This window comes from Burkholderia sp. CpTa8-5 (assembly GCF_017815045.1).
Lineage (GTDB): Bacteria > Pseudomonadota > Gammaproteobacteria > Burkholderiales > Burkholderiaceae > Burkholderia > Burkholderia sola.
The window spans coordinates 296742-319739 of record NZ_JAGIQD010000006.1; the positions used below are offsets into that span (position 1 = coordinate 296742).

Annotated in this window: 27 protein-coding genes; 15 read left to right on the top strand and 12 right to left on the bottom strand. The window is 67.2% G+C overall.

Annotation, left to right across the window (positions count from 1 at the left end; genetic code table 11):
• The first annotated feature begins 188 nt into the window (after nt 1-188).
• The 6 genes from J8I35_RS12680 to J8I35_RS12705 all read left to right on the top strand — a co-directional run bounded on the left by J8I35_RS12680 (nt 189) and on the right by J8I35_RS12705 (nt 5258).
• The gene (locus J8I35_RS12680) at nt 189-1355 is read left to right on the top strand and encodes an extracellular solute-binding protein (RefSeq protein WP_209925654.1); all 1167 of its coding nucleotides are present in this window, start codon (nt 189-191) and stop codon (nt 1353-1355) included.
• Nucleotides 1356-1405: 50 nt separating this feature from the next.
• Nucleotides 1406-2485, top strand: coding sequence for an ABC transporter ATP-binding protein (locus J8I35_RS12685; RefSeq protein ID WP_050012695.1), 1080 nt, complete (start codon nt 1406-1408; stop codon nt 2483-2485).
• A gap of 49 nt (nt 2486-2534) precedes the next feature.
• Nucleotides 2535-3407 (top strand): sugar ABC transporter permease, encoded by an 873-nt coding sequence (locus J8I35_RS12690; RefSeq protein ID WP_050012653.1) that lies wholly within the window; start codon nt 2535-2537, stop codon nt 3405-3407.
• Complete coding sequence (locus tag J8I35_RS12695; protein ID WP_089488443.1) at nt 3407-4330, top strand: ABC transporter permease; 924 nt, start codon at nt 3407-3409, stop codon at nt 4328-4330. Before J8I35_RS12690 ends, J8I35_RS12695 begins: the two co-directional genes overlap by 1 nt.
• A gap of 114 nt (nt 4331-4444) precedes the next feature.
• Nucleotides 4445-4882: a hypothetical protein gene (locus tag J8I35_RS12700; RefSeq protein WP_124640261.1), complete on the top strand. Its 438-nt coding sequence runs from the start codon at nt 4445-4447 to the stop codon at nt 4880-4882.
• Between the two features lie 163 nt (nt 4883-5045).
• Entirely contained in the window at nt 5046-5258 is a 213-nt protein-coding gene (locus J8I35_RS12705) for a hypothetical protein (protein WP_046545736.1), read from the top strand.
• A gap of 212 nt (nt 5259-5470) precedes the next feature.
• On the opposite strand, the gene J8I35_RS12710 is transcribed toward J8I35_RS12705, so the two are convergent.
• Nucleotides 5471-6436 carry a D-2-hydroxyacid dehydrogenase gene (locus J8I35_RS12710; RefSeq protein ID WP_209925691.1) on the bottom strand — a complete coding sequence of 322 codons (966 nt, stop codon included), beginning with the start codon at nt 6434-6436 and terminating at the stop codon, nt 5471-5473.
• A gap of 259 nt (nt 6437-6695) precedes the next feature.
• On the opposite strand from J8I35_RS12710, the gene J8I35_RS12715 reads away from it, so the two are divergent.
• From J8I35_RS12715 to J8I35_RS12735, 5 genes are all read left to right on the top strand, one after another.
• Nucleotides 6696-7886 carry a CaiB/BaiF CoA-transferase family protein gene (locus J8I35_RS12715; RefSeq protein ID WP_089488651.1) on the top strand — a complete coding sequence of 397 codons (1191 nt, stop codon included), beginning with the start codon at nt 6696-6698 and terminating at the stop codon, nt 7884-7886.
• Between the two features lie 21 nt (nt 7887-7907).
• The gene (locus J8I35_RS12720; protein ID WP_209925655.1) at nt 7908-8870 is read left to right on the top strand and encodes a hydroxymethylglutaryl-CoA lyase; all 963 of its coding nucleotides are present in this window, start codon (nt 7908-7910) and stop codon (nt 8868-8870) included.
• Nucleotides 8871-8897: 27 nt separating this feature from the next.
• Nucleotides 8898-9281: a VOC family protein gene (locus tag J8I35_RS12725; RefSeq protein ID WP_050012659.1), complete on the top strand. Its 384-nt coding sequence runs from the start codon at nt 8898-8900 to the stop codon at nt 9279-9281.
• 210 nt (nt 9282-9491) lie between these two features.
• Nucleotides 9492-10319, top strand: coding sequence for an alpha/beta hydrolase (locus tag J8I35_RS12730; protein ID WP_209925657.1), 828 nt, complete (start codon nt 9492-9494; stop codon nt 10317-10319).
• Nucleotides 10320-10425: 106 nt separating this feature from the next.
• The gene (locus tag J8I35_RS12735; RefSeq protein ID WP_089488446.1) at nt 10426-11319 is read left to right on the top strand and encodes a LysR family transcriptional regulator; all 894 of its coding nucleotides are present in this window, start codon (nt 10426-10428) and stop codon (nt 11317-11319) included.
• Nucleotides 11320-11393: 74 nt separating this feature from the next.
• On the opposite strand, the gene J8I35_RS12740 is transcribed toward J8I35_RS12735, so the two are convergent.
• Nucleotides 11394-12857 carry an MFS transporter gene (locus tag J8I35_RS12740; protein WP_209925659.1) on the bottom strand — a complete coding sequence of 488 codons (1464 nt, stop codon included), beginning with the start codon at nt 12855-12857 and terminating at the stop codon, nt 11394-11396.
• A 483-nt stretch (nt 12858-13340) separates the two neighbouring features.
• Between J8I35_RS12740 and J8I35_RS12745 the strand changes: the two genes are divergently transcribed.
• The 3 genes from J8I35_RS12745 to J8I35_RS12750 all read left to right on the top strand — a co-directional run bounded on the left by J8I35_RS12745 (nt 13341) and on the right by J8I35_RS12750 (nt 14400).
• Entirely contained in the window at nt 13341-13712 is a 372-nt protein-coding gene (locus J8I35_RS12745) for a GFA family protein (protein ID WP_050012663.1), read from the top strand.
• A complete protein-coding gene (locus J8I35_RS34840; protein WP_256122098.1) occupies nt 13709-13837 on the top strand; it encodes a hypothetical protein in 129 nt (42 codons plus the stop codon). The genes J8I35_RS12745 and J8I35_RS34840 overlap by 4 nt, the downstream gene beginning before the upstream one ends.
• A 107-nt stretch (nt 13838-13944) precedes the next feature.
• A complete protein-coding gene (locus tag J8I35_RS12750; RefSeq protein ID WP_050012664.1) occupies nt 13945-14400 on the top strand; it encodes a MarR family transcriptional regulator in 456 nt (151 codons plus the stop codon).
• Nucleotides 14401-14452: 52 nt separating this feature from the next.
• Here the strand turns inward: J8I35_RS12750 and J8I35_RS12755 are convergent, their stop codons facing one another.
• The 8 genes from J8I35_RS12755 to J8I35_RS12790 all read right to left on the bottom strand — a co-directional run bounded on the left by J8I35_RS12755 (nt 14453) and on the right by J8I35_RS12790 (nt 19067).
• Complete coding sequence (locus tag J8I35_RS12755; RefSeq protein ID WP_209925693.1) at nt 14453-15169, bottom strand: GNAT family N-acetyltransferase; 717 nt, start codon at nt 15167-15169, stop codon at nt 14453-14455.
• Nucleotides 15170-15333: 164 nt separating this feature from the next.
• Nucleotides 15334-15660 carry a DUF4148 domain-containing protein gene (locus tag J8I35_RS12760; RefSeq protein ID WP_209925661.1) on the bottom strand — a complete coding sequence of 109 codons (327 nt, stop codon included), beginning with the start codon at nt 15658-15660 and terminating at the stop codon, nt 15334-15336.
• A 72-nt stretch (nt 15661-15732) separates the two neighbouring features.
• Nucleotides 15733-16059, bottom strand: a complete 327-nt coding sequence (locus tag J8I35_RS12765) for a DUF4148 domain-containing protein (RefSeq protein WP_209925663.1) — start codon at nt 16057-16059, stop codon at nt 15733-15735.
• A gap of 64 nt (nt 16060-16123) precedes the next feature.
• Nucleotides 16124-16450 (bottom strand): DUF4148 domain-containing protein, encoded by a 327-nt coding sequence (locus J8I35_RS12770; protein ID WP_089488450.1) that lies wholly within the window; start codon nt 16448-16450, stop codon nt 16124-16126.
• Between the two features lie 66 nt (nt 16451-16516).
• Complete coding sequence (locus J8I35_RS12775; RefSeq protein ID WP_050012697.1) at nt 16517-16936, bottom strand: organic hydroperoxide resistance protein; 420 nt, start codon at nt 16934-16936, stop codon at nt 16517-16519.
• A 496-nt stretch (nt 16937-17432) separates the two neighbouring features.
• Nucleotides 17433-17984, bottom strand: a complete 552-nt coding sequence (locus tag J8I35_RS12780) for a shikimate kinase (RefSeq protein ID WP_050012670.1) — start codon at nt 17982-17984, stop codon at nt 17433-17435.
• A complete protein-coding gene (locus tag J8I35_RS12785) occupies nt 17981-18628 on the bottom strand; it encodes a hypothetical protein (RefSeq protein ID WP_209925665.1) in 648 nt (215 codons plus the stop codon). The genes J8I35_RS12780 and J8I35_RS12785 overlap by 4 nt, the downstream gene beginning before the upstream one ends.
• A 28-nt stretch (nt 18629-18656) precedes the next feature.
• Entirely contained in the window at nt 18657-19067 is a 411-nt protein-coding gene (locus J8I35_RS12790) for an acyl-CoA thioesterase (RefSeq protein ID WP_050012672.1), read from the bottom strand.
• Between the two features lie 383 nt (nt 19068-19450).
• Here J8I35_RS12790 and J8I35_RS12795 point away from each other — a divergent pair, with 383 nt between their 5' ends.
• Nucleotides 19451-20563, top strand: coding sequence for a 3-deoxy-7-phosphoheptulonate synthase (locus tag J8I35_RS12795; protein WP_209925666.1), 1113 nt, complete (start codon nt 19451-19453; stop codon nt 20561-20563).
• Nucleotides 20564-20582: 19 nt separating this feature from the next.
• Here the strand turns inward: J8I35_RS12795 and J8I35_RS12800 are convergent, their stop codons facing one another.
• Nucleotides 20583-21950, bottom strand: coding sequence for a glutamate--cysteine ligase (locus J8I35_RS12800; RefSeq protein ID WP_050012698.1), 1368 nt, complete (start codon nt 21948-21950; stop codon nt 20583-20585).
• Between the two features lie 120 nt (nt 21951-22070).
• Complete coding sequence (locus tag J8I35_RS12805) at nt 22071-22907, bottom strand: helix-turn-helix transcriptional regulator (RefSeq protein ID WP_050012673.1); 837 nt, start codon at nt 22905-22907, stop codon at nt 22071-22073.
• Between the last annotated feature and the right edge of the window lie 91 nt (nt 22908-22998).

Here is a 22998-nt window from a genome sequence, read left to right on the forward strand (position 1 = left end):
CACGCAAAATGTGTGCGGCGCGCCAAACTGGCCGACTGGTTACATGCCGCATTCGGATGTTTCCCGGAAGCTTTTTGTCAGGGAAAGTCCCGCCCCGCATCCCGTGGTTTTTTGTTGACCGACATCGTATAACGCCGTCATGATTTCCTGACAAGAAAGGTCCCATCCACCGACCGAAGTGAGGAGACATGAACACCACCCCGATCGCTCGCCGTGTCCGCCGGATCGCACTCGCCCTGGGCTTCACGCTGTCGGCCGGCGCGGCCGTTGCGGCCCCCGTATCGCTGAACATCGTCGACGTCGCAGGCAACCTGCAGCTCACGCAGAAGGCCATCGAGGCGTTCAAGGAGAAGAACCCGACCCTCGTCGCGAACGTCACGTTCACAAACGCACCCGCGCCGCAGTTGCCGGGCAAGATCAAGGCGATGCAGGCGGCGGGGCGCTCCGACATCGACCTCGTGCTGACGGGCACCGACGCGCTGGCCGCCGGCATCGAACAGAACCTGTGGCAGAAGCTCCTGCCCGACAACGCAGCCGCGCTCCCCGGCGTGCTCGACAAGTACGCGCCCGGCCCGCGCAAGATGCAGGATCTGGCGCAGGGCTTCGGCCTCGAAGTCACCTACATGCCGGCCGGCCCGTTGCTCGAATACAACCCGGCGAAGGTCTCCGACCCGCCGAAGACGCCCGACCAGTTGCTCGCATGGTGCAAGGCGCACCCGAACAAGCTGATCTATGCGCGCCCGGCGAACTCGGGCCCCGGCCGTACGTTCCTGATGGGGCTGCCGTACGTGCTCGGCGACAAGAATCCGCAGGACCCGATCAACGGTTGGGACAAGACCTGGGCATTCCTGAAACAGTTGAACGACTGCGTGCCGTATTACCCGGGCGGAACGTCGGCGGTGATGAAGGAGCTCGGCGAGGGCACGCGCGACATGACCGTGACCGTCACCGGCTGGGATCTCAACCCGCGCGCGCTCGGCATCGTACCGGCCGAATTCAAAGTCCAGGCGTTCGACAACATGACGTGGGTCAACGACGCGCACTACATGGTGATCCCGAAGGGCGTGCCGAAGGAAAAGCTCGACGTGCTGTTCAAGCTGATGAATTTCCTGCTCGAGCCGGCGCAGCAGGCGACGACCTACGACGACGGCTACTTCTATCCGGGCCCGGCGGTGAAGGGCGTGACGCTCGAGATGGCGCCCGCGCACAGCCAGGAAGTGATCAGGAAATTCGGCCGCCCCGAATACGCGAAGCTGCTCGCCGATCGTCCGCACGTGCAGCCGCTCAACGCGCAGGCGATGGTCGCCGCGTTTCAGAAGTGGGACCGCGAGATCGGTTCGCAGAAATCGAAATAACGCATGAACCCGCGGGCGCTCGGGCGCCCGCGCCGACGGAGTTCGCGTACATGAAGCACAGTTTCGAACGGTTGCGGCTCGACGGCGTGTGCCGCAGTTTCACCAATGCGCAAGGCGCGCAGGTTGCCGCGCTGAACGGCCTCGACCTCGAGATCCGGCGCGGCGAATTCATCGCGCTGCTCGGCCCGTCCGGCTGCGGCAAATCGACCGCGCTGAACTGCATCGCCGGGCTGCAGCCGCTCACGCGCGGCGGCATCTGGCTCGACGACACGCGCATCGACGTGCTGCCGCCCGAGCGTCGCGGCTTCGGGATGGTGTTCCAGAACTACGCGTTGTTTCCGCACATGTCGGTGCTCGACAACGTCGGCTTCGGCCTCAAGATGCGCGGCGTGGCGAAGCAGGAAACGCGGCGGCGCGCGCAGCAGGCGCTCGAGCTCGTGCAGCTCGTCGGTCACGAAGGCAAGCTGCCCGGGCAACTGTCGGGCGGCCAGCAGCAGCGCGTCGCGATCGCGCGGGCGATCGTGATCGAGCCGCCGCTCGTGCTGATGGACGAGCCGTTGTCGAACCTCGACACCAAACTGCGCATCGAGATGCGCGCCGAGATCCGCCGCATCCACACGCAGCTCGAACGCGCGACGATCTACGTCACGCACGACCAGGACGAGGCGCTGTCGATGGCCGACCGCATCGTCGTGATGAAGGAGGGCGTCGTGCAGCAGGTCGCGTCGCCGAAGGACGTCTACACGCGTCCGCACAACCTGCACGTCGCGCGCTTCATGGGCTATCGCAACGTGCTGCCGTTCACGCTCGAAGGGATGGCCGGCGACGGCGTTCGGGTGACAGCCGGTGGCGTGCGCCTCCTCGGCGTGCCGATGGCCGGCTTCGACGCGAAGGACGTCGTGATCGCGCTGCGCCCCGACGACATCGAGCGCGCGGAAGCGGGTGCCGACAATGCGTTCGACGCGACCGTCGAGACGGTCGAATACGGCGGCCGCGACTCGCTGATCCGCGCGATCACGCCGTTCGGCCCAATCTGGGCGCGCGTGGCCGGCGAGTTCGCGCAAGGCGAGGCGCTGCGGCTGCGCGTGGCGCCGGCGCGCGCGCTCGTCTATGCGGGAGACGTGCAATGAACGGGCTGCGCCAATCGGCATGCGCGGGGGTACCTCGCCCGGAGGCCGCATGAGCACGCTCGCGACCGGCGGCACGCCGCGCGATGCGAAGGCGTGGCTCGTCACGCCGGCGCTCGCGTTCATCGCCGCGCTGTTCATCTATCCGTTCGCGTACGGCCTCGTGCTGTCGTTCCAGCCGACGAACGGCGGCGGCGCGCTCGCGAACTACGTGCAGTTCTTCACCGACACCGCGATGTGGCCGACCGTGCTCGTCACGCTGAAGCTCGCGGTGCCCGCGACGCTGCTCAACGTCGGCATCGCGGTGCCCGTCGCGTTCGCGCTACGCCGCAGTTCGCGGTACCAGAAGTTCGTCACGACGCTGCTCGTGATTCCCGTCACGCTCGGCACGGTGCTCGTCGCCGACGGGATGCTCACGTATTTCGGGCCGAACGGCTGGTTTCCGCAGGCGCTGCAGGGGCTGCACCTGTACACCGACGAAGTGCGTCTCACGCATAACTACTGGGGCGTGCTGCTGTCGCTGATCGTGTCGGGCTTTCCGTTCGCGTTCCTGCTGATGCTGTCGTACATCAGCGGCATCGACCCGACGCTCGCGCGCGCAGCCGCGACGCTCGGCGCGAACCCGTGGCAGCAGTTTCGCCGGATCTACCTGCCGCTGCTCGTGCCGGGGCTCACGATGGCCGCGTGCCTGTCGTTCGTGCAGGCGTTCTCGGTGTTCCCGTCGGCCGTGCTGCTCGGCGCGCCGGCCGGCCCGACGCGCGTGATCTCGATCGCGGCGGCCGAAGCCGCGTTCGAGAGCTACGACTATTCGCTCGCGTCGGCGATCGCGATCGTGATGGGCTTCGTGCAGCTGCTGGTGGTCGCGTCGATGCTCGGCGCGCGCCGCTTCTTCTATACGGGTGCGGTCACGGGAGGCAAGGGCTGATGGCGACCGACAATCATGCCGCTCGCACGTGGCCGCCGAAGCACGACGCGCCCGATGCGCGACCCGTCGACGCAAGGGAACCGCACCGGATGAAAAGCAATCTCGCCGGCCGCGCATGGAAGGCGCTCGTCTGGGGGCTGATGGCGTTCTTCCTGCTGAACGTGATGCTGCTGATCGCGACCGTCGCGGTGAACTCGGTCGCGACGCGCTGGTTCGGCACGCCGCTGCCGCAGGGCTTCACGCTGCACTGGTATGCGAAGGCGTGGGAAGACTTCCAGCTCGCGAGCGTGCTGTGGGTGACCGTCGAGGTCGTCGGCGCGGTCGTGCTGCTGTCGATCGCGCTCGGCGTGCCGGCCGCGTATGCGCTCGCGCGCGTACAGTTTCGCGGCAAGCGCTTCGCGCTGCTGGTGTTCCTGCTGCCGCTGATGGTGCCGCCCGTCACCTACGGGATTCCGATGGCGACCGTGATGTACAAGATCGGGCTGGCGGGCACGCTGCCGGGCGTGATCCTCGCGAACCTCGTGCCGGCGCTGCCGTTCGTGATCCTCGTGATGACGCCGTTCATCGAGCAGATCGACCCGAATCTCGAAGCCGCCGCGCGTATCTTCGGCGCGAACACGTCGCGCTATTTCCGCTACGTGCTGCTGCCGCTGCTCGTGCCCGGCATGCTCGCGGCCGGGTTGCTCGTGCTGGTGCGCACGATCGGGATGTTCGAACTGACGTTCTTCACCGCGGGGCCGAGCACGCAGACGCTCGTCGTCGCGCTGTATTACGCGGTGTTCTCGACCGGCGTGCGCGCGCCGCAGTCGATCGACGCGATGGCGATGATCTACATGGCCATCACGCTCGTGTGGGTCGTGATCGCGTTGCAGTTCGTCAGTCCGACCCAGCTCGTGAGCCGCGTGAAGCAGGAGCGGCAGTAGGCGAGGGCGGCAACGGACGCGCCCGGGCCGCCGTGCAATTGGTTACAAATGGATACCGCGCACGATACGCGGACGTTGCAGACTACGCGGCGTTCACCCGATCGACGAATATCCATGAAGTTTCAAACGCTGCTGACACTCGCCGGTGCCTCGACGCTGCTGGCCGCCTGCAATCTGCTCCACGACGGTCCCGGATCGAGCGACGTCGACGCCGCCGTGCGCCGCGCGCTCGAGGCCGAAAACCACGGCGGGCTGAACGCGCTGTTCGGCCAGCCGTTGCCCGTGTCGGCCGACGTCGTGTCGGCGAAACCCGACGGCGACTGCAAGAAGCTCGGCGACCGCACGTACTCGTGCGACGTCGTGGTCACGTGGCGGAATGCCGATTACTCGCCGTCGCGCGCGAACCTGACCTTCGTGAAGGCGGCCGACGGCTCATGGCAGACGTCCGGCGTCGATGCGGCGCTCGTGACGGGCACCGCGAAGTCATTGATCGACCATATCGGCAAGGCCTGGCCGGGCAATGCGGCGAGCGGCGCGTCGGCGGCGGAGTGACGCGAGGGCGGCCAGCCTGGACCGCACTGCTGCTTTTTCCCGATAAAAAAGGGCGCGAGCATCGCGCCTATCTCGTTTGAACGCATCCTCGGTATGCAGCCAGGGTTATAGGGAAAACCCTTATCTCAAGGTATAATTCCGGCCATGAGAGAAAGGTCATACCATGCCTGAACGCTTCCAAACCCTTGAAAAATTTGTGTTTTCCCTCGTCGTGATGTCCGCCGTCGTGTGCTCGGCCTTCCTCGCGTACGAGCGTCACCCCGAGATCAGGATCGCACTGCACGAAGGCGAAGCGCTGATGCGCGAGAGCGCCAAGTACTCGGTCATCTGCTCGCCGTCCAAGGTCGACCCTTGCGTCGAGATGTCCGCTTACTGAGCCGGCTTTCCGCTTTTCGGGCTTGGGCGACGTCACTGCCGGTCTCAATGCCCTGAAGTCGTCTCGTCACGTATTCGGAAACCGGCCGCAAGACAGCGGCGAATGCACGAACCCGTTACGTGCCGAGTCGCCGGCATAAGCAGCCCCGCATCCGGTCGGCCCCGCTTCGAGCAATCGAGCGGGGCCGTTCTGTTTGTGCATGTCTGCGCGTATCACACGACATGCCGCGGCTCGCCACCGACGAACGCGGCGACGTTGTCCACGAGCTGATCGGCCAGCGCCTGCATCGCTTCGTCACTGGCCCATGCGACATGCGGTGTCAGGATGAACGCCGGATGCGACAGGATCGCGTGAAACGGATGCGCGGCCGGCAGCGGCTCCTGCGTAACCACGTCGAATCCCGCGCCTGCGATCTGCCCCGACTGCAACGCGTCGACGAGCGCGCTTTCGTCCACGAGCCCGCCGCGCGCGGTATTGATCAGCAGCGGCCGGCGCGCCATCCGCGCGAACGCATGTGCGTCGATCAGATGCCGCGTCGCGGGCGTGAGCGGACAGTGCAGCGTGATCACGTCGCTGACGCGCAGCAGCGTGTCGAGCGGCGCATAACCGTCGCCCGCTGCGTCGTCGTGCGCGGCGAACAACACGCGCATGTCGAGCGCCCGCGCGATGGCGGCCACCGCACGCCCGAGCACGCCGTCGCCGACGATCCCGAGCGTCGAACCGGCCAGGTCGCGAATCGGATGATCGAAGAAGCAGAACTGCCCGCTGTCGAGCCAGCGCCCGCCACGTACCGCGTCGCGATACGCGACGAGGCTGCGGCGCAGCGCGAAGATCAGCGCGAACGTGTGCTCGGGCACCGTACGCATCGCATAGCCGCGAATATTGCTCACGACGATGCCGCGTGCCGCACATACATCGAGATCGACGATATCGGTGCCGGTCGCGGCGATCGCGATCATCCGCAACCGCCGCGCGTCGGCGACGGTTGTCGCATCGAGCCGCACCTTGTTGGTCACGACGATGTCCGCATCGCGGATGCGCGCCGCGACTTCGTGCGCGGCCGTCCGGTCGAACGTCTGCACCATGTGCGGAAACGGAAACGGCTTCAGCACGGTCTGCGGCGACAGCGTCGCGCGATCGAGGAACACGATCTTCGCGGGAGAAGAAACGGAAAACATGGCGGGTCTCGCTGACAGGCGCCCGGCGGCGCGGAACGGATCCGATTCTGCGCGCGGCGCGCGCGCCGCCGTTTGACCGTTGCGGGAGCGTGCTTTCCCGGATGGAAAGGCTGGCGCGTCACACCTGGCCGATAGCGCACTCGCGCCGTCGTCCGCCTTTCCGTTTCGGAAAGTCTGGTTGACCATCGATCGATTTTCGCCGCGCGCGAACGCCGTCATGATCGTCGTCATCGACAACACGATTTCATCGGAGACAGTCATGACACGCCCCCTGGACGGCATCCGCGTGCTGGAACTTGGCCAACTGATCGCCGGGCCGTTCGCGGGCCGGATGCTCGCCGAATTCGGCGCGGAGGTCATCAAGGTCGAGCCGCCCGGCGTCGGCGATCCGCTGCGCAAATGGCGGCTGCTGCACGACGGCACGTCGGTCTGGTGGGCCGCGCAGTCGCGCAACAAGACCTCGCTCACGCTCGACCTGCGCACGCCCGAAGGGCAGGATGTCGTGCGCCGCCTCGTCGCCGACACCGACGTGCTGATCGAAAACTTCCGGCCCGGCACGCTCGAAGGCTGGGGGCTCGGCTGGGACGCGCTGTCCGCGATCAACCCGGGGCTCGTGATGCTGCGCGTGTCGGGCTTCGGGCAGACGGGCCCGTATCGCGACCGCCCCGGCTTCGGCGTGATCGCCGAGGCGATGGGCGGCCTGCGCCACCTGACCGGCGAGCCGGGCCGCACGCCGGTACGCGTCGGCATCTCGCTCGGCGATTCGCTGTCCGCGCTGCACGGCGTGATCGGTGTGCTGCTCGCGTTGCGGCATCGCGAACAGCAGGGCGGCAAGGGGCAGGTCGTCGACGTCGCGCTGTACGAATCGGTGTTCAACATGATGGAAAGCCTGCTGCCCGAATATGCGGCGTTCGGCGCGGTGCGCGAGCCGGCCGGCAGCAGCCTGCCGGGCATCGCACCGACCAACGCGTACCGCTGCCGCGACGGCCGGTACGCGTTGATCGCCGGCAACGGCGACAGCATTTTCCGGCGCCTGATGGAACTGATCGGCCGGCCCGATCTCGGCAACGATCCGGCGCTCGCGCACAACGACGGGCGCGTCGCCCAGGTCGCGCGCATCGATGCGGCGATCGGCGAATGGAGCGCGCGTCACGACCTCGACGACGTGCTCGCCGCGCTGAACGACGCGCGCATTCCGTCCGGGCGCATCTACGACGTGGCCGACATCGCGGCCGATCCGCACTACCGTGCGCGCGACATGATCGTCGACGCCGCGCTGCCCGACGGCACCCCGGTGCTCGTGCCGGGCATCGTGCCGAAACTCGACGCGACGCCCGGGCGCATCGAGCGGCCGGCGCCCGCGCTCGGCGCGGATACCGATGCGGTGCTCGAATCGCTCGGCATCGACGCGGCGACCCGCGACGACTGGCGCACGCGCGGCGTGATCTGAAACGACCACCGGGACGAAGACATGAACCTCCATCCGCAACGACTCCATATTCACGAAGTCGCGACCCGCGACGGTTTCCAGAACGAAGCGGCGTTCGTCGACACCGACGACAAGATCGCGCTCGTCGACGCGCTGAGCGCCTGCGGCTACGCGAAGATCGAGGTCACGTCGTTCACGTCGCCGAAGGCGATTCCCGCGCTGCGCGACGCGGAAGCCGTGATGCACGGCATCGCGCGCGCGCCGGGCGTCGTCTATACGGTGCTCGTGCCGAACGTGCGCGGCGCCGAGCGCGCGCTGTCGTGCGGCGTCGACGAGGTCAACCTCGTGATGTCGATGAGCGAGAGCCACAACCGCGCGAACCTGCGGATGACGCGCGAGCAGTCGTTCGCGCAGTTGCGCGACGTGATCGACGCGGTGCGCGGCACGGGTGTCGCGATCAACGTGTCGCTGTCGACCGCGATGGGCTGCCCGATGGAAGGCGACGTGCCGGCCGAAACGGTGCTCGCGTGGATGCAGCGCTTCGCGGATCTCGGCGTGCACGGCTTCACGCTGTGCGACACGACGGGCATGGCGTTTCCGTCGCAGGTGCGCGACTTGTCGCGCCGCGCACGCGAGCGCTTCCTGGCGTTGCAGCTCACGCTGCACTTTCACAACACGCGCGGGATGGCGCTCGCGAACACGCTCGCGGCGCTCGACGCCGGCATCGACCGCTTCGATGCGTCGCTTGGCGGGCTCGGCGGCTGCCCGTATGCGCCGGGCGCGACCGGCAACGCGTGCACCGAGGAACTCGTGCACATGCTCGAACTCGACGGCTACGATACGGGCATCGACCTCGTGGCCGTGCTCGCCGCGTCGGCGCGGCTGCCCGCGCTGATCGGGCACGACGTGCCGAGCCAGATCTTGAAGGCCGGGCGCCGCTCGGACCTTCATCCGCCCCCGCGCGCCGATACCTGCGACATGCCCGCGCAACGCGCTTTCTCGTGAACGTCAACAGAAACAGGAGCGAATCCCATGGCGCTGATCGATCACCTCGATCATCTCGTGCTGACCTGCGTCGATCCGGAGCGGACGAAGCATTTCTACACCGAGGTGTTGCAGATGCAGCTCGACACCTTCGGCGCGGGCCGGCTCGCGTTCCGTTTCGGTAACCAGAAGATCAACCTGCACGTGCGCGGCGCGGAATTCGAGCCGAAAGCGCACGTGCCGGTGCCGGGCGCGCTCGACCTGTGCTTCATCGCGTCGGTCCCGCTCGACGACGTGATCGCGCACCTGCGGCGCGTCGACTGGCCGATCGTCGAAGGGCCCGTCGAACGCACGGGCGCGACGCAGAAGATCCGCTCGGTCTACGTGCGCGATCCCGACCTGAACCTGATCGAAATCTCCGAACCGATCTGACCGGCCGCGCGAGCACCGGCACGCTGCGCGCACGCCGCCACAATCCTTCGCCGAAAGCGGACACGCAGGCGCCGCGCCCGCCGATTCCGGATAGCCGTGCGCGGCCGCGCTGCGGATAATGGCGCCACGGCGTCGGCGCGGCCGCCGCCTTCGCCGCGCACGGAACCCACCGGCCGCGCGCATCCGCAACCCGATCCAGGCGCTTTCCGAATGACGATCCTCTATCGCGGCATGGACCGCACGGCGCTCGACGCCGCGTACCTGAACACGAAGGCCGTTCCCGATTTCCCCGCGTTGCTGGCGTCATGCCAGACGCGCAGCGCGGCGCTGTACGCGGCAACGCCCGGCCGGCGCGACCTGCGTTACGGCGCGCAACCCGCGCAGCGCTTCGACTGGCTGCCGTGCGGACAGCCCGACGCGCCGCTGTTCGTGTTCATTCACGGCGGCTACTGGCAGCACTGCGCGAAAGAGGATTTCGCGTATGCGGCGAGCGGGCCGCTCGCGCGTGGCTACGACGTCGTGCTCGCCGAATACTCGCTCGCGCCGGTCGCGACGATGACCGATATCGTCGGCGAGATCGGCGCGCTGCTCGACCATCTCGCGGCCGACCGCGACGGCCTCGGCACCGCGGGGCGGCCGATCCACCTGAGCGGCCATTCGGCGGGTGGCCACCTGACGGCCATGCATCGCGCGCATCCGGCCGTCGTGTCGGCACTCGCGATCAGCCCGCTCGTCGATCTCAAACCGATCGCGCTGTGCTGCCTGAACGACAAGCTGCAGCTCACCGCGCGCGAAGTCGACGCATACAGTCCGCTGCATCACATTGGGCCCGGCGCCCCGACCGTCATTGCGGTCGGCGACGCCGAACTGCCCGAACTCATCCGGCAAGCAGACGTCTACGCGACGGCGTGCGAAGCCGCCGGCGAGCGGATCGTCCGCACATGGCTGCGCGGCATGCAGCACTTCGCGGTGCTCGACGATCTCGCGACGCCGGACGGCGCGATGCTCGACGCCTTGCATGCAATCGCGCCGCGCTAGCCGGGCCATATCCCGCCATATCGCACGCGCACGGCCCGGCGTATGATCGGCGTCAGGCCGGCGCGCTGACGGCATACCCCGGCACGGCCTTCCAGGATTCCACGACATGGTGAACCCGCTTCATTTCGATCTGCAGTCGCTGCGCGTGTTCGCGCTCGTCGCCGAGCACGGTAGCCTGACGAAGGCGGCCGAACACGGCCAGCTCACGCTGTCCGCGGTCAGCAAGCGCATTGCCGAACTCGAAAGCGTGACCGGCAGCGCGCTGTTCGTCCGGCATGCGCGCGGCGTCGAGCTGACGCCCGCGGGCCGCGCGCTGCTCGATCATGCGGCGAAGGTGATCGAGCAGGTGAACCGGATGGCGCACGAGATGAGCGACTACGTCGCCGGCGTGCGCGGCCATATCCACGTGTGGACCAATACGTCAGCGATCGTCCAGTTCCTGCCCGCCGATCTTGCCGCGTTCCTCACCGACCACCCCGGCATCAAGGTCAGTCTCGAGGAGCGGCTGAGCCACGAGATCGTCGACGCGCTCGCGTCGGGCAAGGCCGATCTCGGCGTATTCGCCGACAACGTGCCGGCGCCCGGCATCGACCGGCGGCTGTACCGGCGCGACGAACTCGTGCTGCTCGTGCCGCGCACGCACCGGTTCGCCGCGCGCGACAGCATCCGCTTCGCGGATACGCTCGACGAGGACTACGTAGGCTTGAGCGACGGCAGCTCGCTGCTCGCGCGGATGACCGACGCCGCGTTCGCGGCCGAGCGCTCGCTGAAGCTGCGGATCCAGGTATCGAATTTCGACGGTGTGAGCCGGATGATCGAGGCCGGCCTCGGCATCGGCGTGCTGCCGCGCGACGCGGTGACCGGCGAGCGCGCGGCGCGGCTCGGTGTCGTGAAGCTCGACGACGCGTGGGCAACGCGCACGCTGTGGGTCGGCGTGAAGGCCGACACGGTGCTGACGACCGACGTCGCGAAGCTGTTTGATTTCATGTCGGCGCGGTGAATGCGATGGTGCGATGGTGCGATGAAACGGCGACGCACGGGCATGCGCCCGTGCGCTCCGTGCCGACTGCCGCGTCAAACCGGATTGATCTCATCCTGGCTGCGCCGCGTGGTCAGCGGCCCCAGCACGCGCAGCGTGACGGCGACGACGCCGAGCGCGGCCGAGATCACGCCGAACATCGCGCCCGCGCCGTAGTTGACGAGCACCGGCAGCAACACGAACGGCAGCGCGCCGCTGACGATGCGCGACAGCGCATAGGTGCTCCCGATCGCCGTCGAGCGTACGCGTGCCGGGAAGATCTCGGCCTGATACACGTGATACGCGTTGCTGAACACGTTCGACGCGCACGTCGTCAGGAATCCGAAGCCGACGATCAGCACGGTATTGCCCGAATACGCGAAGCACAGCCCGAACACCGCGATCGACAGGATCGACACGATCACGAGCGTGCGGCGCTCGATCCAGTTGAGCAGCGGAATCGACAGCAGCGAGCCGATCGGATAGCCGATGAACGATAGCGCGATGAACAGCGTGCTGTCCGTCACGTCGAAACCGCGACTCTTCACGACCGTGCCGGCCAGCGTGCCGAATCCGTAATAGCCGAAGCCCTGGAACAGGTGAAAGATCGCCAGCATCAGGTAGCGCGCGCCATACGGTTGGCGGCGCAGCAGCGCGATGCGCTCGCCGAGCCCGAGCGGCCGCTGCGGCTCGGCCGGTTCCGCGAAGTGTTCGGGCGCGCGCACGCCGGCGCTTTCCGCAAAGCGCCGCAGCGCCGCGTGCGCCTCGGCCGTGCGGCCTTGCGCGAGCAGCCAGCGCGGGCTTTCCGGCAGCCGGTGCTGGACGAACAGCACGTACACGGCGCCGAGGCTGCCGATCGCGAGAATGATGCGCCAGCCGGCGACGCCCGCCACATGCAGCGGGTTCAGCCACAGCGCGAGAAAGCCGACGAGCGGCACCGCGACATACGAAGTCGTATAGGCCCACGCGGCGAGCCGGCCGCGCTTGTCCTTCGGCAGGATTTCGGACAGGAAGCTGTCGGCAACCGGATAGATCGCGCCGACGCCGATGCCGGTCAGGAAACGGCAGGCCACGAGCATGTCGGCGTTCACCGAAAACGCGCCGACCAGCGAGAACGCGCTGTACCACCCGAGCGTGAGCAGGAACGCCTTGCGTCGGCCGATACGGTCGGCCAGGCTGCCCAGGCACATCGCGCCGACGAACATGCCGATGAACGCGGACGCCAGCAACAGCTTGAAATCGGCGCTTTGTCGGCTCAGCCCGTATTCGTGCTGCAACGCGGAGCCGATCGTACTGACGAGAAAGATCTCGTACATGTCGAAGAACAACCCGATGCCGATCACCCAGACGACGAATCGATGCAACGCACCGACCGGCAGATCGTCCATGAAATCGCCGAGCGTGACGCGGCGGCCGGGGAGGGCCGCCGTGTCGACGCCGGCGCCTGCGGAGGCGGCCGGCGGGCGGGCGGACGCGGGTCCGCCCGCGTGGCCGTCGAGGTCGAGGGATTGGCTGTTCATCGTGTCTCCTGATTATCGATATGCGGTGTTGCGGGCTCTGGCCGTTCGCGACCCGCGTAACACGTCGGCCGCCCGGCGCGACGACAGGCATCGCCGGGCTCGCGCAAGCGTCTGCCATGCGGGTTGCGCCGATCGTCCGATACATGGTGGGCAAATCGGCGGCACGTGATAATTGAGGATGTCTCAAGCCTCCTTTCCTGAGCAGAAAGGGTGGGGCGCGCGCGGTGGCCAGATTCGCGCGGCAGGCCGTTGCAGCCTGCGTGGCGGGCGGGTGCATATCGAAAACGATGCGCACCCGCGCGATCCCTTGGCCCGGGAAAACCATGACGCCGATTCTAGGGATGAAACCGGAAATGCGATACCTGTCGCCGCGCGCGGTAGATTTGCAATGTCCTGTATCCGCGCCGACTACCGATACAGTGCGATACACCGCCCGCGCGCGGGTTCGCTATAAAGCAGGCATGACCTCTTCCGGAGTCCATCATGTCTGCAACCTGGTTCAAGGGGTCCTGCCATTGCGGGGCCGTCAAATTCGAAGTCACGACGGCGATTGCGCCGGCCATTCGCTGCAACTGCAGTCTGTGCCGCCGACGCGGCGCGTTGATGAGCCCGATGTTCGCCGCCGCCAATCTGAGCGTCATCGAAGGCGAGGACGCACTGACGTGCTATCGCTTCAACACGCACACCGCGCGTCACTACTTCTGCAGCGGCTGCGGCGTCTATCCGTTCCACCAGACCCGCAAGGATCCGGCCTGCTGGCGCGTCAATCTCGGTTGCCTCGACGGCGTCGATCCGTATGCGCTCGACGCGGCGGTCGCCGATGGCGCGAGCCTCTCGGTCGTGGAGGACGCATGAAACGCTGGCTGATGATCCTGCTGTTTGCCGCGGGCGGGCTCGCGACCGAAATCGCGCATCCGGTGCAGTGCACGTTGCTGTCGGTGAGCCGTCAGCAAACCGGCAAGCGCCGCAAGCCGGGCTGAGCGCGCGGCGCGTCGGCCGATCGCCCCCGATTATCATGCTTCCGATAAGATCGCATGCGATATATAATGCGATTGTCTGCGACCGTTCGTGTCGCTGGAGGAAGTCCATGAAACCGACCGAAACCCCGTCGCCTGCCGCGCCGAAGCTGTCCGAGTTCCTGTGCTTTGCGATCTACTCGGCGAACCTCGCGTTCGGCAAGGCGTACAAGCCGATCCTCGACGAGCTCGGCCTCACGTATACGCAATACATCACGATCATCGCGCTGTGGGAGCAGGACAACCAGACCGTCGGCCAACTCGGCGAGAAGCTGTTCCTCGAATCCAATACGCTGACGCCGATCCTGAAGAAGCTCGAGGCAATGGGCTATCTGGAGCGGCACCGCGATCCGTCCGACGAGCGCCAGGTGCTCGTCAGCCTGACGAAAAGCGGCCGCCGCGTGCGCGAGAAAGGGCTCGACATGAACCTGGTCGAAGCGACCGGGCTGAAGCCGGACGAGTTCGCGAAGGTGCAGAAGGCGATCGTCACGCTGCGCGGCAACCTGATCCGCTCGACCGACGCATAAAAACACGCAGGCGCGACAAGCGGCCGACGCGGGCATCGCGCCGGCCGCGCGGTCATGCGCGCGCATCGTCCAGCACCAGCAGGTGCATCTCGCGACGGACGACGAAACCGAGCGCGAGATAGCGCTCGATCGCCACCTGGTTCGTCGTGAGGACGTGCAGGAAAGGCGTTTGCGAACGCGCACCGATCGTCGCGATCAGCGACCGGATCAGCCGCGCCGCCAGCCCTTGCCGCCGAAACGCGGCATCCACGCAGACGGCGCTGATCTCGGTATATCCGTCCACCTGCATCCGCTCGCCGGCCATCGCGGCCAGCCGGCCGTCACGGCGCACGCCGATGTAGTGGCCGAGCTCGAACGTGCGCGGGCCGAACGGGCCCGGCTGCGCGGCGGCGGTCAGCGCGAGCATGTCCGGCACGTCGGCTTCGCCGAGCGGAACATGCTCCGATTCGGGGGCCGGCTCGAACGTCCGTTCGCAAGTCATCTGAAGCAACGTCGCGCGCCGGATCACCGACAATCCCGCCGGCGGCTCGATTTCGTTCGGCGTAACGAGCGCCGCCGGCCCGTGTGCGGCGATCAGCGCGCGCAGTGCGTCCAACGACGCCGGGCTCGTGTCGTCGATCGCGGCGAACGGCGCGATGGCCGTCGGGAACCGCAGCGCACGGCCGTCGCCGAGCGCAAAACGGCGCTGCCTGCCCGTGAGCGCATTCCAGACGACCCGGTCGAGCACGTGCGCATCGCCTGTCGTGTTTGCGGTCATCGCGTCCGGCATCGGCGGCTCCTTGGTGGAAGATCGGGGCCGCACAGAATAATCCTGGATGGGCCGGGCAGGTAGCGCCGTCAACGCAGATCCGCGCAACATGAAAAAAGCGCATGCGATTATATCGCATACGCTTTATATGGGGGACTTCGGCGACCGAATTCGCCGTACCGCGCTCAATGTCCGAAATAGATCGAGCGCTCGGCGGTGCGCAGCGTGTTTCGGCTGCCGGACTGCGAGGCGCCGCCGGCGTCGCTGCCGTAACCGGTTGTCTGCGTGTCGGCCGCGACGGCGCCGTCGTCCCGAATCCGTTTCAGCGCCGCCTGGATATTGTCCGGGTAGTTCGGATCGTTGGGGCGATTCGGCTGGTAGCCGGCTTGCTGCAACGCGGCCAGTTCCGCACGCACCTGCGCACGGGTGACGGTGCTTTCGCTTGCAAAAACCGGCGCGGCGACGGTGGCCGACACGGCAACGAGAAGGGCGGCAATCAGTTGGGTTTTCATTTTTCACCTCGATAGAAAAGGAATTCGGGAAGCGCACCGCACGCCGGCCATCGGCGTCGTTCGCGTGTTCGTTCAATGGCCGAAGTAGATCGAGCGTTCGGCAATATGCGTCGCCGGCCGGCTGCCCGACTGCGTCGCGGCGGCGGCATCGTTGCCGTAACCGGATGCCGACGTATCGGCCGCCACCGCATCGTTCGCATGAATGCGCGTCAACGCGGCCTGCAGGTCGGCCGGGTAATGCGGATCGTTCGCGCGGCCCGGCCGATAGCCGGCTTGTTCAAGCTGGACGAGCTCGGCGCGTACTTGCGCGCGGGACACGACGGCTGCGTCGGCAAACGCCGGTGCGGCGACAGAAGCGGAAACGGCGACGAGAAGGGCAGCAATCAATGGGGTTTTCATCATTCACCTCGAAAAAATGGCATCAGGAATAAAAGGACTCGCGGTTCACGTACCGGTGGGGTGCTCAGTGACCGAAGTACACGGAGCGCTCGGCCACGCTTGCGACATAGCGGCGGCCGGATTGCGTCGCGGTGTCGCCGTTGCTGCCGTAGCCGGCAGCCTGTGCGTTGGCCGCGACGGCATCGTCGGCGTGGATCTGCGTCAGCGCGGCCTGCAGATCGTTCGGGTAGGTGGCGTCGGTCGCGCGGTTCAGCGGATAGCCGACGTGTTGAAGCTGCGCGAGTTCGGCGCGCACCTGCGCACGCGTCACGGCGGATTCATTGGCAAACGCCGGAGCGGCAACGGCAGACGAAACAGCGACGAGCAGCGCAGCGATCAATTGAGTCTTCATTTTTCATCTCGATAGAAAAGGAATCGGGAATTCGAGAAGGCGGCGTTCGGCCGCCCGATGCAACGTTCAGGCGATCCGGATCTCGACGTCTATGTTGCCGCGCGTCGCCTTCGAATACGGGCAGGTCTGGTGTGCGGTGTCGACGATGCGTTGCGCGACGTCGCGTTCGAGCCCCGGCACGCTCACGTTCAACCGGGCCTGCAGGAAGTACGCGTTGCCCGCCGTGCCAAGATCGACTTCGGCGTCGACCGCGAGATCGGCCGGCAGCGTCACCTTCTCGGCACGCGCGGCAAGCTGCATCGCGCCGATGAAGCAGGCCGACCAGCCGGCCGCGAACAGCTGTTCCGGGTTGGTGCCGGTGCCGGCGCTGCCCGGCGACGACAACTGGATGTCGAGGCGGCCGTCGGAACTGCGCGCCGCGCCGTCGCGGCCGCCGGAAGTCGTATGCGTCTTGCCCGTGTACAGCACTTTGTCGATCTTGCTCATCATTTGCTCCGTCAGTTGAGGTTTGTGTCAGATGCGATTCGATCGCATGCGATGCAGTTTCCGCCTGGCCGCCGCTTGAGTCAAGCGGATTCGATTAAATCGTATGCGATATTTTGTATTTCAATGTATCTGAAACGGGCAGCGCCTTTCCTGGCAAGGCTTTTCAGGCGATTTCGCCCCCAATGAACCACGGCTGCCCAGTGGACGATGCGGTTTCGCCGCTCTGGTTCTTGGCCGATAGGGTTCGGACGCTCGGCAAGGTGATCGCCGCGCGCGAATGTCGAAACGTGGCGAGCGCTCGCGAGGGAACCGATTTTCCGGTGGTTTGACGACCTGAACCTTCTGTCGCGGAACATGCAGTTGGATAAAACAATGCATCTATCCGGATAACTTTTCTTATCACAATAGCACTGTTGGTAAACCAAACTCGCCGTTTCAAAAACGCGCGGGCCACCGAACTGCGCTCGATTCGAAGGGCAGGGAACTGAATGCGCCGTCACGCCGGCGCGCTCATCCGCGCAAACAGCACCGTCAACACCTCCGCCGTTGCGCGCGAGACGTCGTGTGCGGTCGTGTCCACCAGCGCGTGCGCGCATTCGCGATACAGCGGGTCACGCATCCGGTACAGCGCGGCGAGCGTCTGCCGCGGCTCGCCCGCCTGCAGCAGCGGCCGACACCGCGCGTCGTCGCGCGTACGCCGCCACAGCACATCGGGGTCCGCATGCAGATAGATCACGCTGCCGCGTTCGCTCAGGCGTGCGCGGGTGCGCGGATTCAGAACCGCGCCTCCGCCGGTCGCCACGACCACGTTCGCGCGCTGCGTCAGCTCGTCGACGATCTGCGCTTCGAGCAGCCGAAAGCCGCCTTCGCCCACCCGGTCGAACAGCGCGGCGACCGAGCGCCCCATGCGCCGCTCGATCTCGTCGTCGCTGTCGGCGAACGACCAGCCGAGCGACGCCGCGAGCGCGCGGCCAAGCGTCGACTTGCCCGCGCCCATCATGCCGACCAGAAACGCGCGCCCGCCGGCCGTCGCTACGGCGGTGTTCATAACCGTCGCGCGAGCGGCCAGCGCGCCCGCGTCGCCAGACAGATCCGTCGCGCGCGCACTGCGTCCGACAGCGTGTCGAGCGCCGCGCCGGTCGACGCGTCATCGGCGTCGAGCAGCGCGCCGAGTATCGGCTCGTCCGGATCGCCGGCCGCGATGTGTTCGGCCGCATCCGTCGCAATGGTTCGCGGCGTGCGTTCGGGCCCCGCGTCGCGGTCGGGCCGTCGCCACCTGTCGTGCAGATCGCGCCATCGCACGACCAGCCCGGAGAGCAGCGCACCGCCCGGCACGGCCGCGTCGTCGGGTGCCATCGCCGAGCCGTCGGGCGTCGTACACCGTGTGACCCAGCTCGCGAATTCGAGCAGCGACGCATCGTGCGTGATCGTCGCCGCGTCGAGCGCGACGGCCACGCCGGCGTCCCGCAGCCGGCCGAGCAGCGTCCGCACGCCGTCGTGCGCGCCACCGCACGGCTGCAGCAGCACCTCCAGCTCGTCCTCGTGGCGATACGCGAGCGCACGGTGCCGTTCGAGCGCAGCCGGCTTGAGCAAGGCCTGCGCCGCATGCCGGACGATCACGATCGCGCGATCGTCCCGCCGCTCCACGATCGCGCCGATCCGGCGCCGGGCGCGCGCCACCGCGCAGCTCACGCGTCGCTCCCGAATGGGTGCGCACGCATCACAGCGACCCCTGGAATTCGAGCACGCGCGTCTTGAATTCGTCGGGCACGGGCAGCGTCGTGTTGTTCGCGTAATCGAACATCACGTGCGTCGACACGCCGCGCGCGACGATGGTCTGGTCGTCGCGCTCCATCAGGTGTTCGAGATCGAAGCTCTTGCTGCCGAAGCGCACGATGCTCGAGCGGATGGTCAGGTTGTCGCCGAATTGCGCGGGCGCGAGGTACTCGCACTGCGTCTTCACCATGATGTGCGGCAGTTTCTCGCTGCGGGGCAGGCCGAGCAGGTCGAACATGTAGCAGAGATACGAATGCTGCAGGTAGTCGTAATAGACGGGGCTGCTCACATGCCCCATCGAATCCGTATCGCGATACTTGACGTGAATAGGGGTTTCGTAATGCCGTTTCGACATGGTGACTCTCCGCAATGACTGGGTTGATTTATATTTTCGAGCCCGAATGGCCCTCGGGCATCCGAAAATTAATCGAACGACTATCGGGCCGCCACTATCAGAACGAATAGCGACGCGCGGCGGAAAGTCGCATCAGCCTGCAGTCCCCTCTGCGAAATCACATCCCCATTTTCGAATGAAACCCGATGAATATGCGGTTCCACACGCCGCAAACGTACACGCACCGGGTTCCTCGATTATCGAGTCCGACTCTTATCCTTCTCATTCATAAAGTTATGAATTAGAAACTGATAAATATGTTAGTTGCGCGTAGAAAGCGCCATTCAATACAGTCGCGCTGTAGTGAAAAAATCCAGTTCATTATCGACAGGAGGGCAGTCCCCATGCATGCAAACGCCTGGACGACAAACCGCGACGCCGTGTCGCGCTTGCCGTCCCCTGCGGATCTGGCCGGCGCACTGCCGCCGGCGTGGCGCGCGTCGCGCACCGTTCACACGACCCGCCGCGCGATCGTCGACGTGCTCGACGGCGCGGACGACCGGCTCGTGGTCATCGCCGGCCCGTGCTCGATACACGATCCCGACGCCGCACGCGACTACGCGGCACGGCTCGCGCTGCAACGCGCGCGCTTCGCGGACGAGCTGGAAATCGTGATGCGCGTGTACTTCGAGAAGCCGCGCACGACGGTCGGCTGGAAGGGGCTGATCAACGATCCGCTGCTCGACGGCAGCGATCGGATCGACGTCGGGCTGCGGACGGCCCGCGCGCTGCTGTGCGACCTCAACGGCGCGGAGATGCCGGCCGCGACCGAGTTTCTCGATCCGCTGTCGCCGCGTTACCTGGCCGATCTGGTCGCCTGGGGCGCGATCGGCGCGCGCACCGTGGAGTCGCAGGTGCATCGCGAGCTGGCGTCGTCGCTGCCGATTCCGATCGGCTTCAAGAACGGCACCGACGGCAATGTCCAGGTCGCCGTCGATGCGATGCGCGCGGCGGCGCACGCGCACCGATTCCTGTCGATCGATGCCGACGGCCGGCTATGCGCGAGCGCGTCGCCCGGCAATCCGCATACGCACGTCGTGCTGCGCGGCGGGCGCGAGCCGAACTTCGACGCGGCCGCCGTGCATGCCGCCTGCGAGCGGATGACGGCCGCGCACGTCGCCCCGCGCGTGATGATCGACGTCAGTCACGGCAACAGCCGACGCCAGTACCGGAACCAGCTCGCCGTCGGCGCGGAAGCCGCCGCGCAGGTGGCGGCCGGCGATACGCGCATCGTCGGCGTGCTGATCGAATCGCACCTGATCGAAGGGCGGCAGGATCTCGTGCCGGGCGTGCCGCTGCGCTACGGGCAGAGCATCACGGACGCGTGCCTGTCGTTCGCCGATACCGCGCAGCTGTTCGAGACGCTCGCGCACGCCGTGCGTACCCGGCGACGCGGCCATGCGCTGCCGCTCGGCGCCGAGTTCGCGCACGAGCCGCTGCTTGCCTGCTGCGCGTGAGCGGCCCGGCGCGACGCGCTCAGATGGCGGCTTCGTCATGGATCCGCGTCGCGTCGCCGGCCCACGCATCGCGATAGCGGGCCAGCCAGTGTTCGGCCTGGGTCGGCGCGCCGGCGACGATTTCGTCGAGCGGCGCGAGATACATCGATTCGTCGCGTCCGGCCGCATCGTTGCGCGCCCGCGCGCGCAGGCCGCGATGCGCGATCGCGAGCGCATCGGCCGCCACCGCGCGTAACGACCGGCCGTCGGCCGGCGTGTCGAGCCCGGTACGCGGCACGTCGCGACGCAGCGCGAGCAGCGTGCCGCGGTCGATCTCGGCAGCCAGCGTCTCGGCTTCCGACAGCGCGGCCGGATCGTACAGCAGGCCGGTCCAGAACGCGGACAGCGCGACCATCATGTCCGGCGAGCCGGCATCGGCGCCGCGCATCTCGAGATAGCGCTTCAGCCGCACCTCGGTGAACACCGTGGTCAGATGGTCCGCGAAATCGCCCAGCGTCGGCATCTCGCCTTCGAGATGCGGAATGCGCCGCCGCAGAAAATCGCGGAACGTGTGCCCGGTCGCGTCCGCATAGCGATCGCCGCGCCGTACGAAGTACATCGGCACGTTGTCGAGCAGCCAGCTCACGTAGCGCTCGAAGCCGAAGCTGCGCGACAGGAACAGCGCCGGCACGCCGCAGCGATCCGCGTCGGTATCGAGCCACGTGTCGGCGCGCGTCGACAGCAAGCCCGACGGGCGGCCGTCGCGGAACGGCGAATTCGCGAACAGCGCGGTCGCGACCGGCTGCAACGCGAGCGACACGCGCAGCTTGCGCGCCATGTCGCTTTCCGACGCGAAATCGAGGTTGACCTGCACGGTGCACGTGCGCTGCATCATGTCGAGCCCGCGCGTGCCGACGCGCGGCATGTAGCGCCGCATGATCGCGTAGCGCTGCTTCGGCATCCACGGCAGCGCGTCGCGCGACAGGTGAGGGTGAAAACCGAGCGGCACGCAGCGCAGGCCGAGCGGATCGCATGCCGCACGGGCCGCGGCGAGGTGCGCATGCAGTTCGGTGTGCGTATCGTGCAGCGTATCGAGCGGCGCACCCGACAGTTCGAGCTGGCCGGCCGGTTCGAGCGAGATCGCGGCGCCGTCGCGCTGGATCACGCCGACGGTCTGCCCGGCATCGACGATCGGCGTCCCGTCGCCGCGCAGCCGCGCCAGCACCTCGGCGATGCCGGACGGTCCTTCATAACGCGCAGCCGCGTGCGTCGCGCGGGAAACGACGAATTTCTCGTGCTCGGTACCGATCCGGAACTGCGCGGCCGGCTTGCAGCCGGCGGCCAGATGATCGGCGAGCTGCTGCTCGGAGACGATCGGCGTGTTGTCCGATCCGACGGCGTTCGACATCGACATCCTCCACAGGTCACATTGGGCGACCGACCGGCCGGTCGCACGGCGACTATAGCGACGTCGATGCGCGCGCAGTACTGGCAGGGGTGATAGGGGGCCGGGCGATGCCGCACGGCATTACGGCTGCTTGCGCTTCGCGAAGTAATGCGCGGGCGAATCGCCGAACGCGCGGCGGAACATCGCGATGAAATTGCTCGGCGTCGCATAGCCGAGCGCGTCCGCGATGTTGGCGACGCTGTCGCCGTTCGCCAGACGTTCGAGCGCATGCGTGAGCCGCGCCTGCTGCCGCCACTGCGCGAAGCTCGTGCCGGTTTCCGCGACGAACAGCCGGCTCAGCGTGCGGGCGGACAGCCCGGCCCATTCGGCCCACGCGTCGAGCGTCCGGCTGTCGTGCGGCTGCCCGAGGATCGCGTTGGCGATCCGCAGCAACCGCCGGTCGCGCGGCATCGGCAAGTGCAGCGGTTCGTGCGGCGCGCGGCGCATCTCGTCGAGCAGCACGACGCTCATGCGCGCCTGCTCGAGGTCGAGCCGGTCCTGGTCGGCCCACGACACCGCGCGCCGCACGAGCGCGCGCATCAGTTCGCTGATCGCGATCACGCACGGCTGGTCGGGCATCCGGCGGCTCGCGGCCGGTGCGATCACGACGCTCCAGCCGCTCAGCGCACCGCTGATGCTGACCTTGTGCTGCTCGCCCGGCGGAATCCAGCCCGCGCGATGCGGCGGCAGCAGCCACGAACCGTGCGGCGTGCGCACGTGCGCGAACCCGCTTTCGACGCAGAACACCTGACCGCGCAGATGGCTGTGCCAGTCGACCTCGCGCGTGCCGAGCTGGTAGGTGTTGCTGCCGTCGTCCTCGCCCCAGACGGCGATCAGCGACGGGCCGTCCGCGCGTTCGCTCGGATCGGCGTCGGCGCGTTGCGCCGCGCGGGCGGGAGAGGTGTCTCGGATGGGCATGGCCGGATTTCATTATTTTTTGTCTAAACAACATTATCAGCTTTGCCGGGGAGCGTCCAACAATGCGTGTCGTATTCAAACTCAAACGAAT

Bases quoted from the DNA above. Each gene is read 5' to 3' on its own strand.
- J8I35_RS12740 (WP_209925659.1), bottom strand. From the start codon at position 12,857: ATGAACAGCCAATCCCTCGACCTCGACGGCCACGCGGGCGGACCCGCG.
- J8I35_RS12770 (WP_089488450.1), bottom strand. From the start codon at position 16,450: ATGAAGACTCAATTGATCGCTGCGCTGCTCGTCGCTGTTTCGTCTGCC.
- J8I35_RS12795 (WP_209925666.1), top strand. From the start codon at position 19,451: ATGCATGCAAACGCCTGGACGACAAACCGCGACGCCGTGTCGCGCTTG.
- J8I35_RS12765 (WP_209925663.1), bottom strand. From the start codon at position 16,059: ATGAAAACCCCATTGATTGCTGCCCTTCTCGTCGCCGTTTCCGCTTCT.
- J8I35_RS12720 (WP_209925655.1), top strand. From the start codon at position 7,908: ATGAACCTCCATCCGCAACGACTCCATATTCACGAAGTCGCGACCCGC.
- J8I35_RS12760 (WP_209925661.1), bottom strand. From the start codon at position 15,660: ATGAAAACCCAACTGATTGCCGCCCTTCTCGTTGCCGTGTCGGCCACC.
- J8I35_RS12755 (WP_209925693.1), bottom strand. From the start codon at position 15,169: ATGCCGGACGCGATGACCGCAAACACGACAGGCGATGCGCACGTGCTC.
- J8I35_RS12695 (WP_089488443.1), top strand. From the start codon at position 3,407: ATGGCGACCGACAATCATGCCGCTCGCACGTGGCCGCCGAAGCACGAC.
- J8I35_RS12730 (WP_209925657.1), top strand. From the start codon at position 9,492: ATGACGATCCTCTATCGCGGCATGGACCGCACGGCGCTCGACGCCGCG.
- J8I35_RS12690 (WP_050012653.1), top strand. From the start codon at position 2,535: ATGAGCACGCTCGCGACCGGCGGCACGCCGCGCGATGCGAAGGCGTGG.
- J8I35_RS12680 (WP_209925654.1), top strand. From the start codon at position 189: ATGAACACCACCCCGATCGCTCGCCGTGTCCGCCGGATCGCACTCGCC.
- J8I35_RS12715 (WP_089488651.1), top strand. From the start codon at position 6,696: ATGACACGCCCCCTGGACGGCATCCGCGTGCTGGAACTTGGCCAACTG.
- J8I35_RS12790 (WP_050012672.1), bottom strand. From the start codon at position 19,067: ATGTCGAAACGGCATTACGAAACCCCTATTCACGTCAAGTATCGCGAT.
- J8I35_RS12745 (WP_050012663.1), top strand. From the start codon at position 13,341: ATGTCTGCAACCTGGTTCAAGGGGTCCTGCCATTGCGGGGCCGTCAAA.
- J8I35_RS12805 (WP_050012673.1), bottom strand. From the start codon at position 22,907: ATGCCCATCCGAGACACCTCTCCCGCCCGCGCGGCGCAACGCGCCGAC.
- J8I35_RS12735 (WP_089488446.1), top strand. From the start codon at position 10,426: ATGGTGAACCCGCTTCATTTCGATCTGCAGTCGCTGCGCGTGTTCGCG.
- J8I35_RS12705 (WP_046545736.1), top strand. From the start codon at position 5,046: ATGCCTGAACGCTTCCAAACCCTTGAAAAATTTGTGTTTTCCCTCGTC.
- J8I35_RS12750 (WP_050012664.1), top strand. From the start codon at position 13,945: ATGAAACCGACCGAAACCCCGTCGCCTGCCGCGCCGAAGCTGTCCGAG.
- J8I35_RS12800 (WP_050012698.1), bottom strand. From the start codon at position 21,950: ATGTCGAACGCCGTCGGATCGGACAACACGCCGATCGTCTCCGAGCAG.
- J8I35_RS12780 (WP_050012670.1), bottom strand. From the start codon at position 17,984: ATGAACACCGCCGTAGCGACGGCCGGCGGGCGCGCGTTTCTGGTCGGC.
- J8I35_RS12775 (WP_050012697.1), bottom strand. From the start codon at position 16,936: ATGAGCAAGATCGACAAAGTGCTGTACACGGGCAAGACGCATACGACT.
- J8I35_RS12710 (WP_209925691.1), bottom strand. From the start codon at position 6,436: ATGTTTTCCGTTTCTTCTCCCGCGAAGATCGTGTTCCTCGATCGCGCG.
- J8I35_RS34840 (WP_256122098.1), top strand. From the start codon at position 13,709: ATGAAACGCTGGCTGATGATCCTGCTGTTTGCCGCGGGCGGGCTCGCG.
- J8I35_RS12685 (WP_050012695.1), top strand. From the start codon at position 1,406: ATGAAGCACAGTTTCGAACGGTTGCGGCTCGACGGCGTGTGCCGCAGT.
- J8I35_RS12725 (WP_050012659.1), top strand. From the start codon at position 8,898: ATGGCGCTGATCGATCACCTCGATCATCTCGTGCTGACCTGCGTCGAT.
- J8I35_RS12700 (WP_124640261.1), top strand. From the start codon at position 4,445: ATGAAGTTTCAAACGCTGCTGACACTCGCCGGTGCCTCGACGCTGCTG.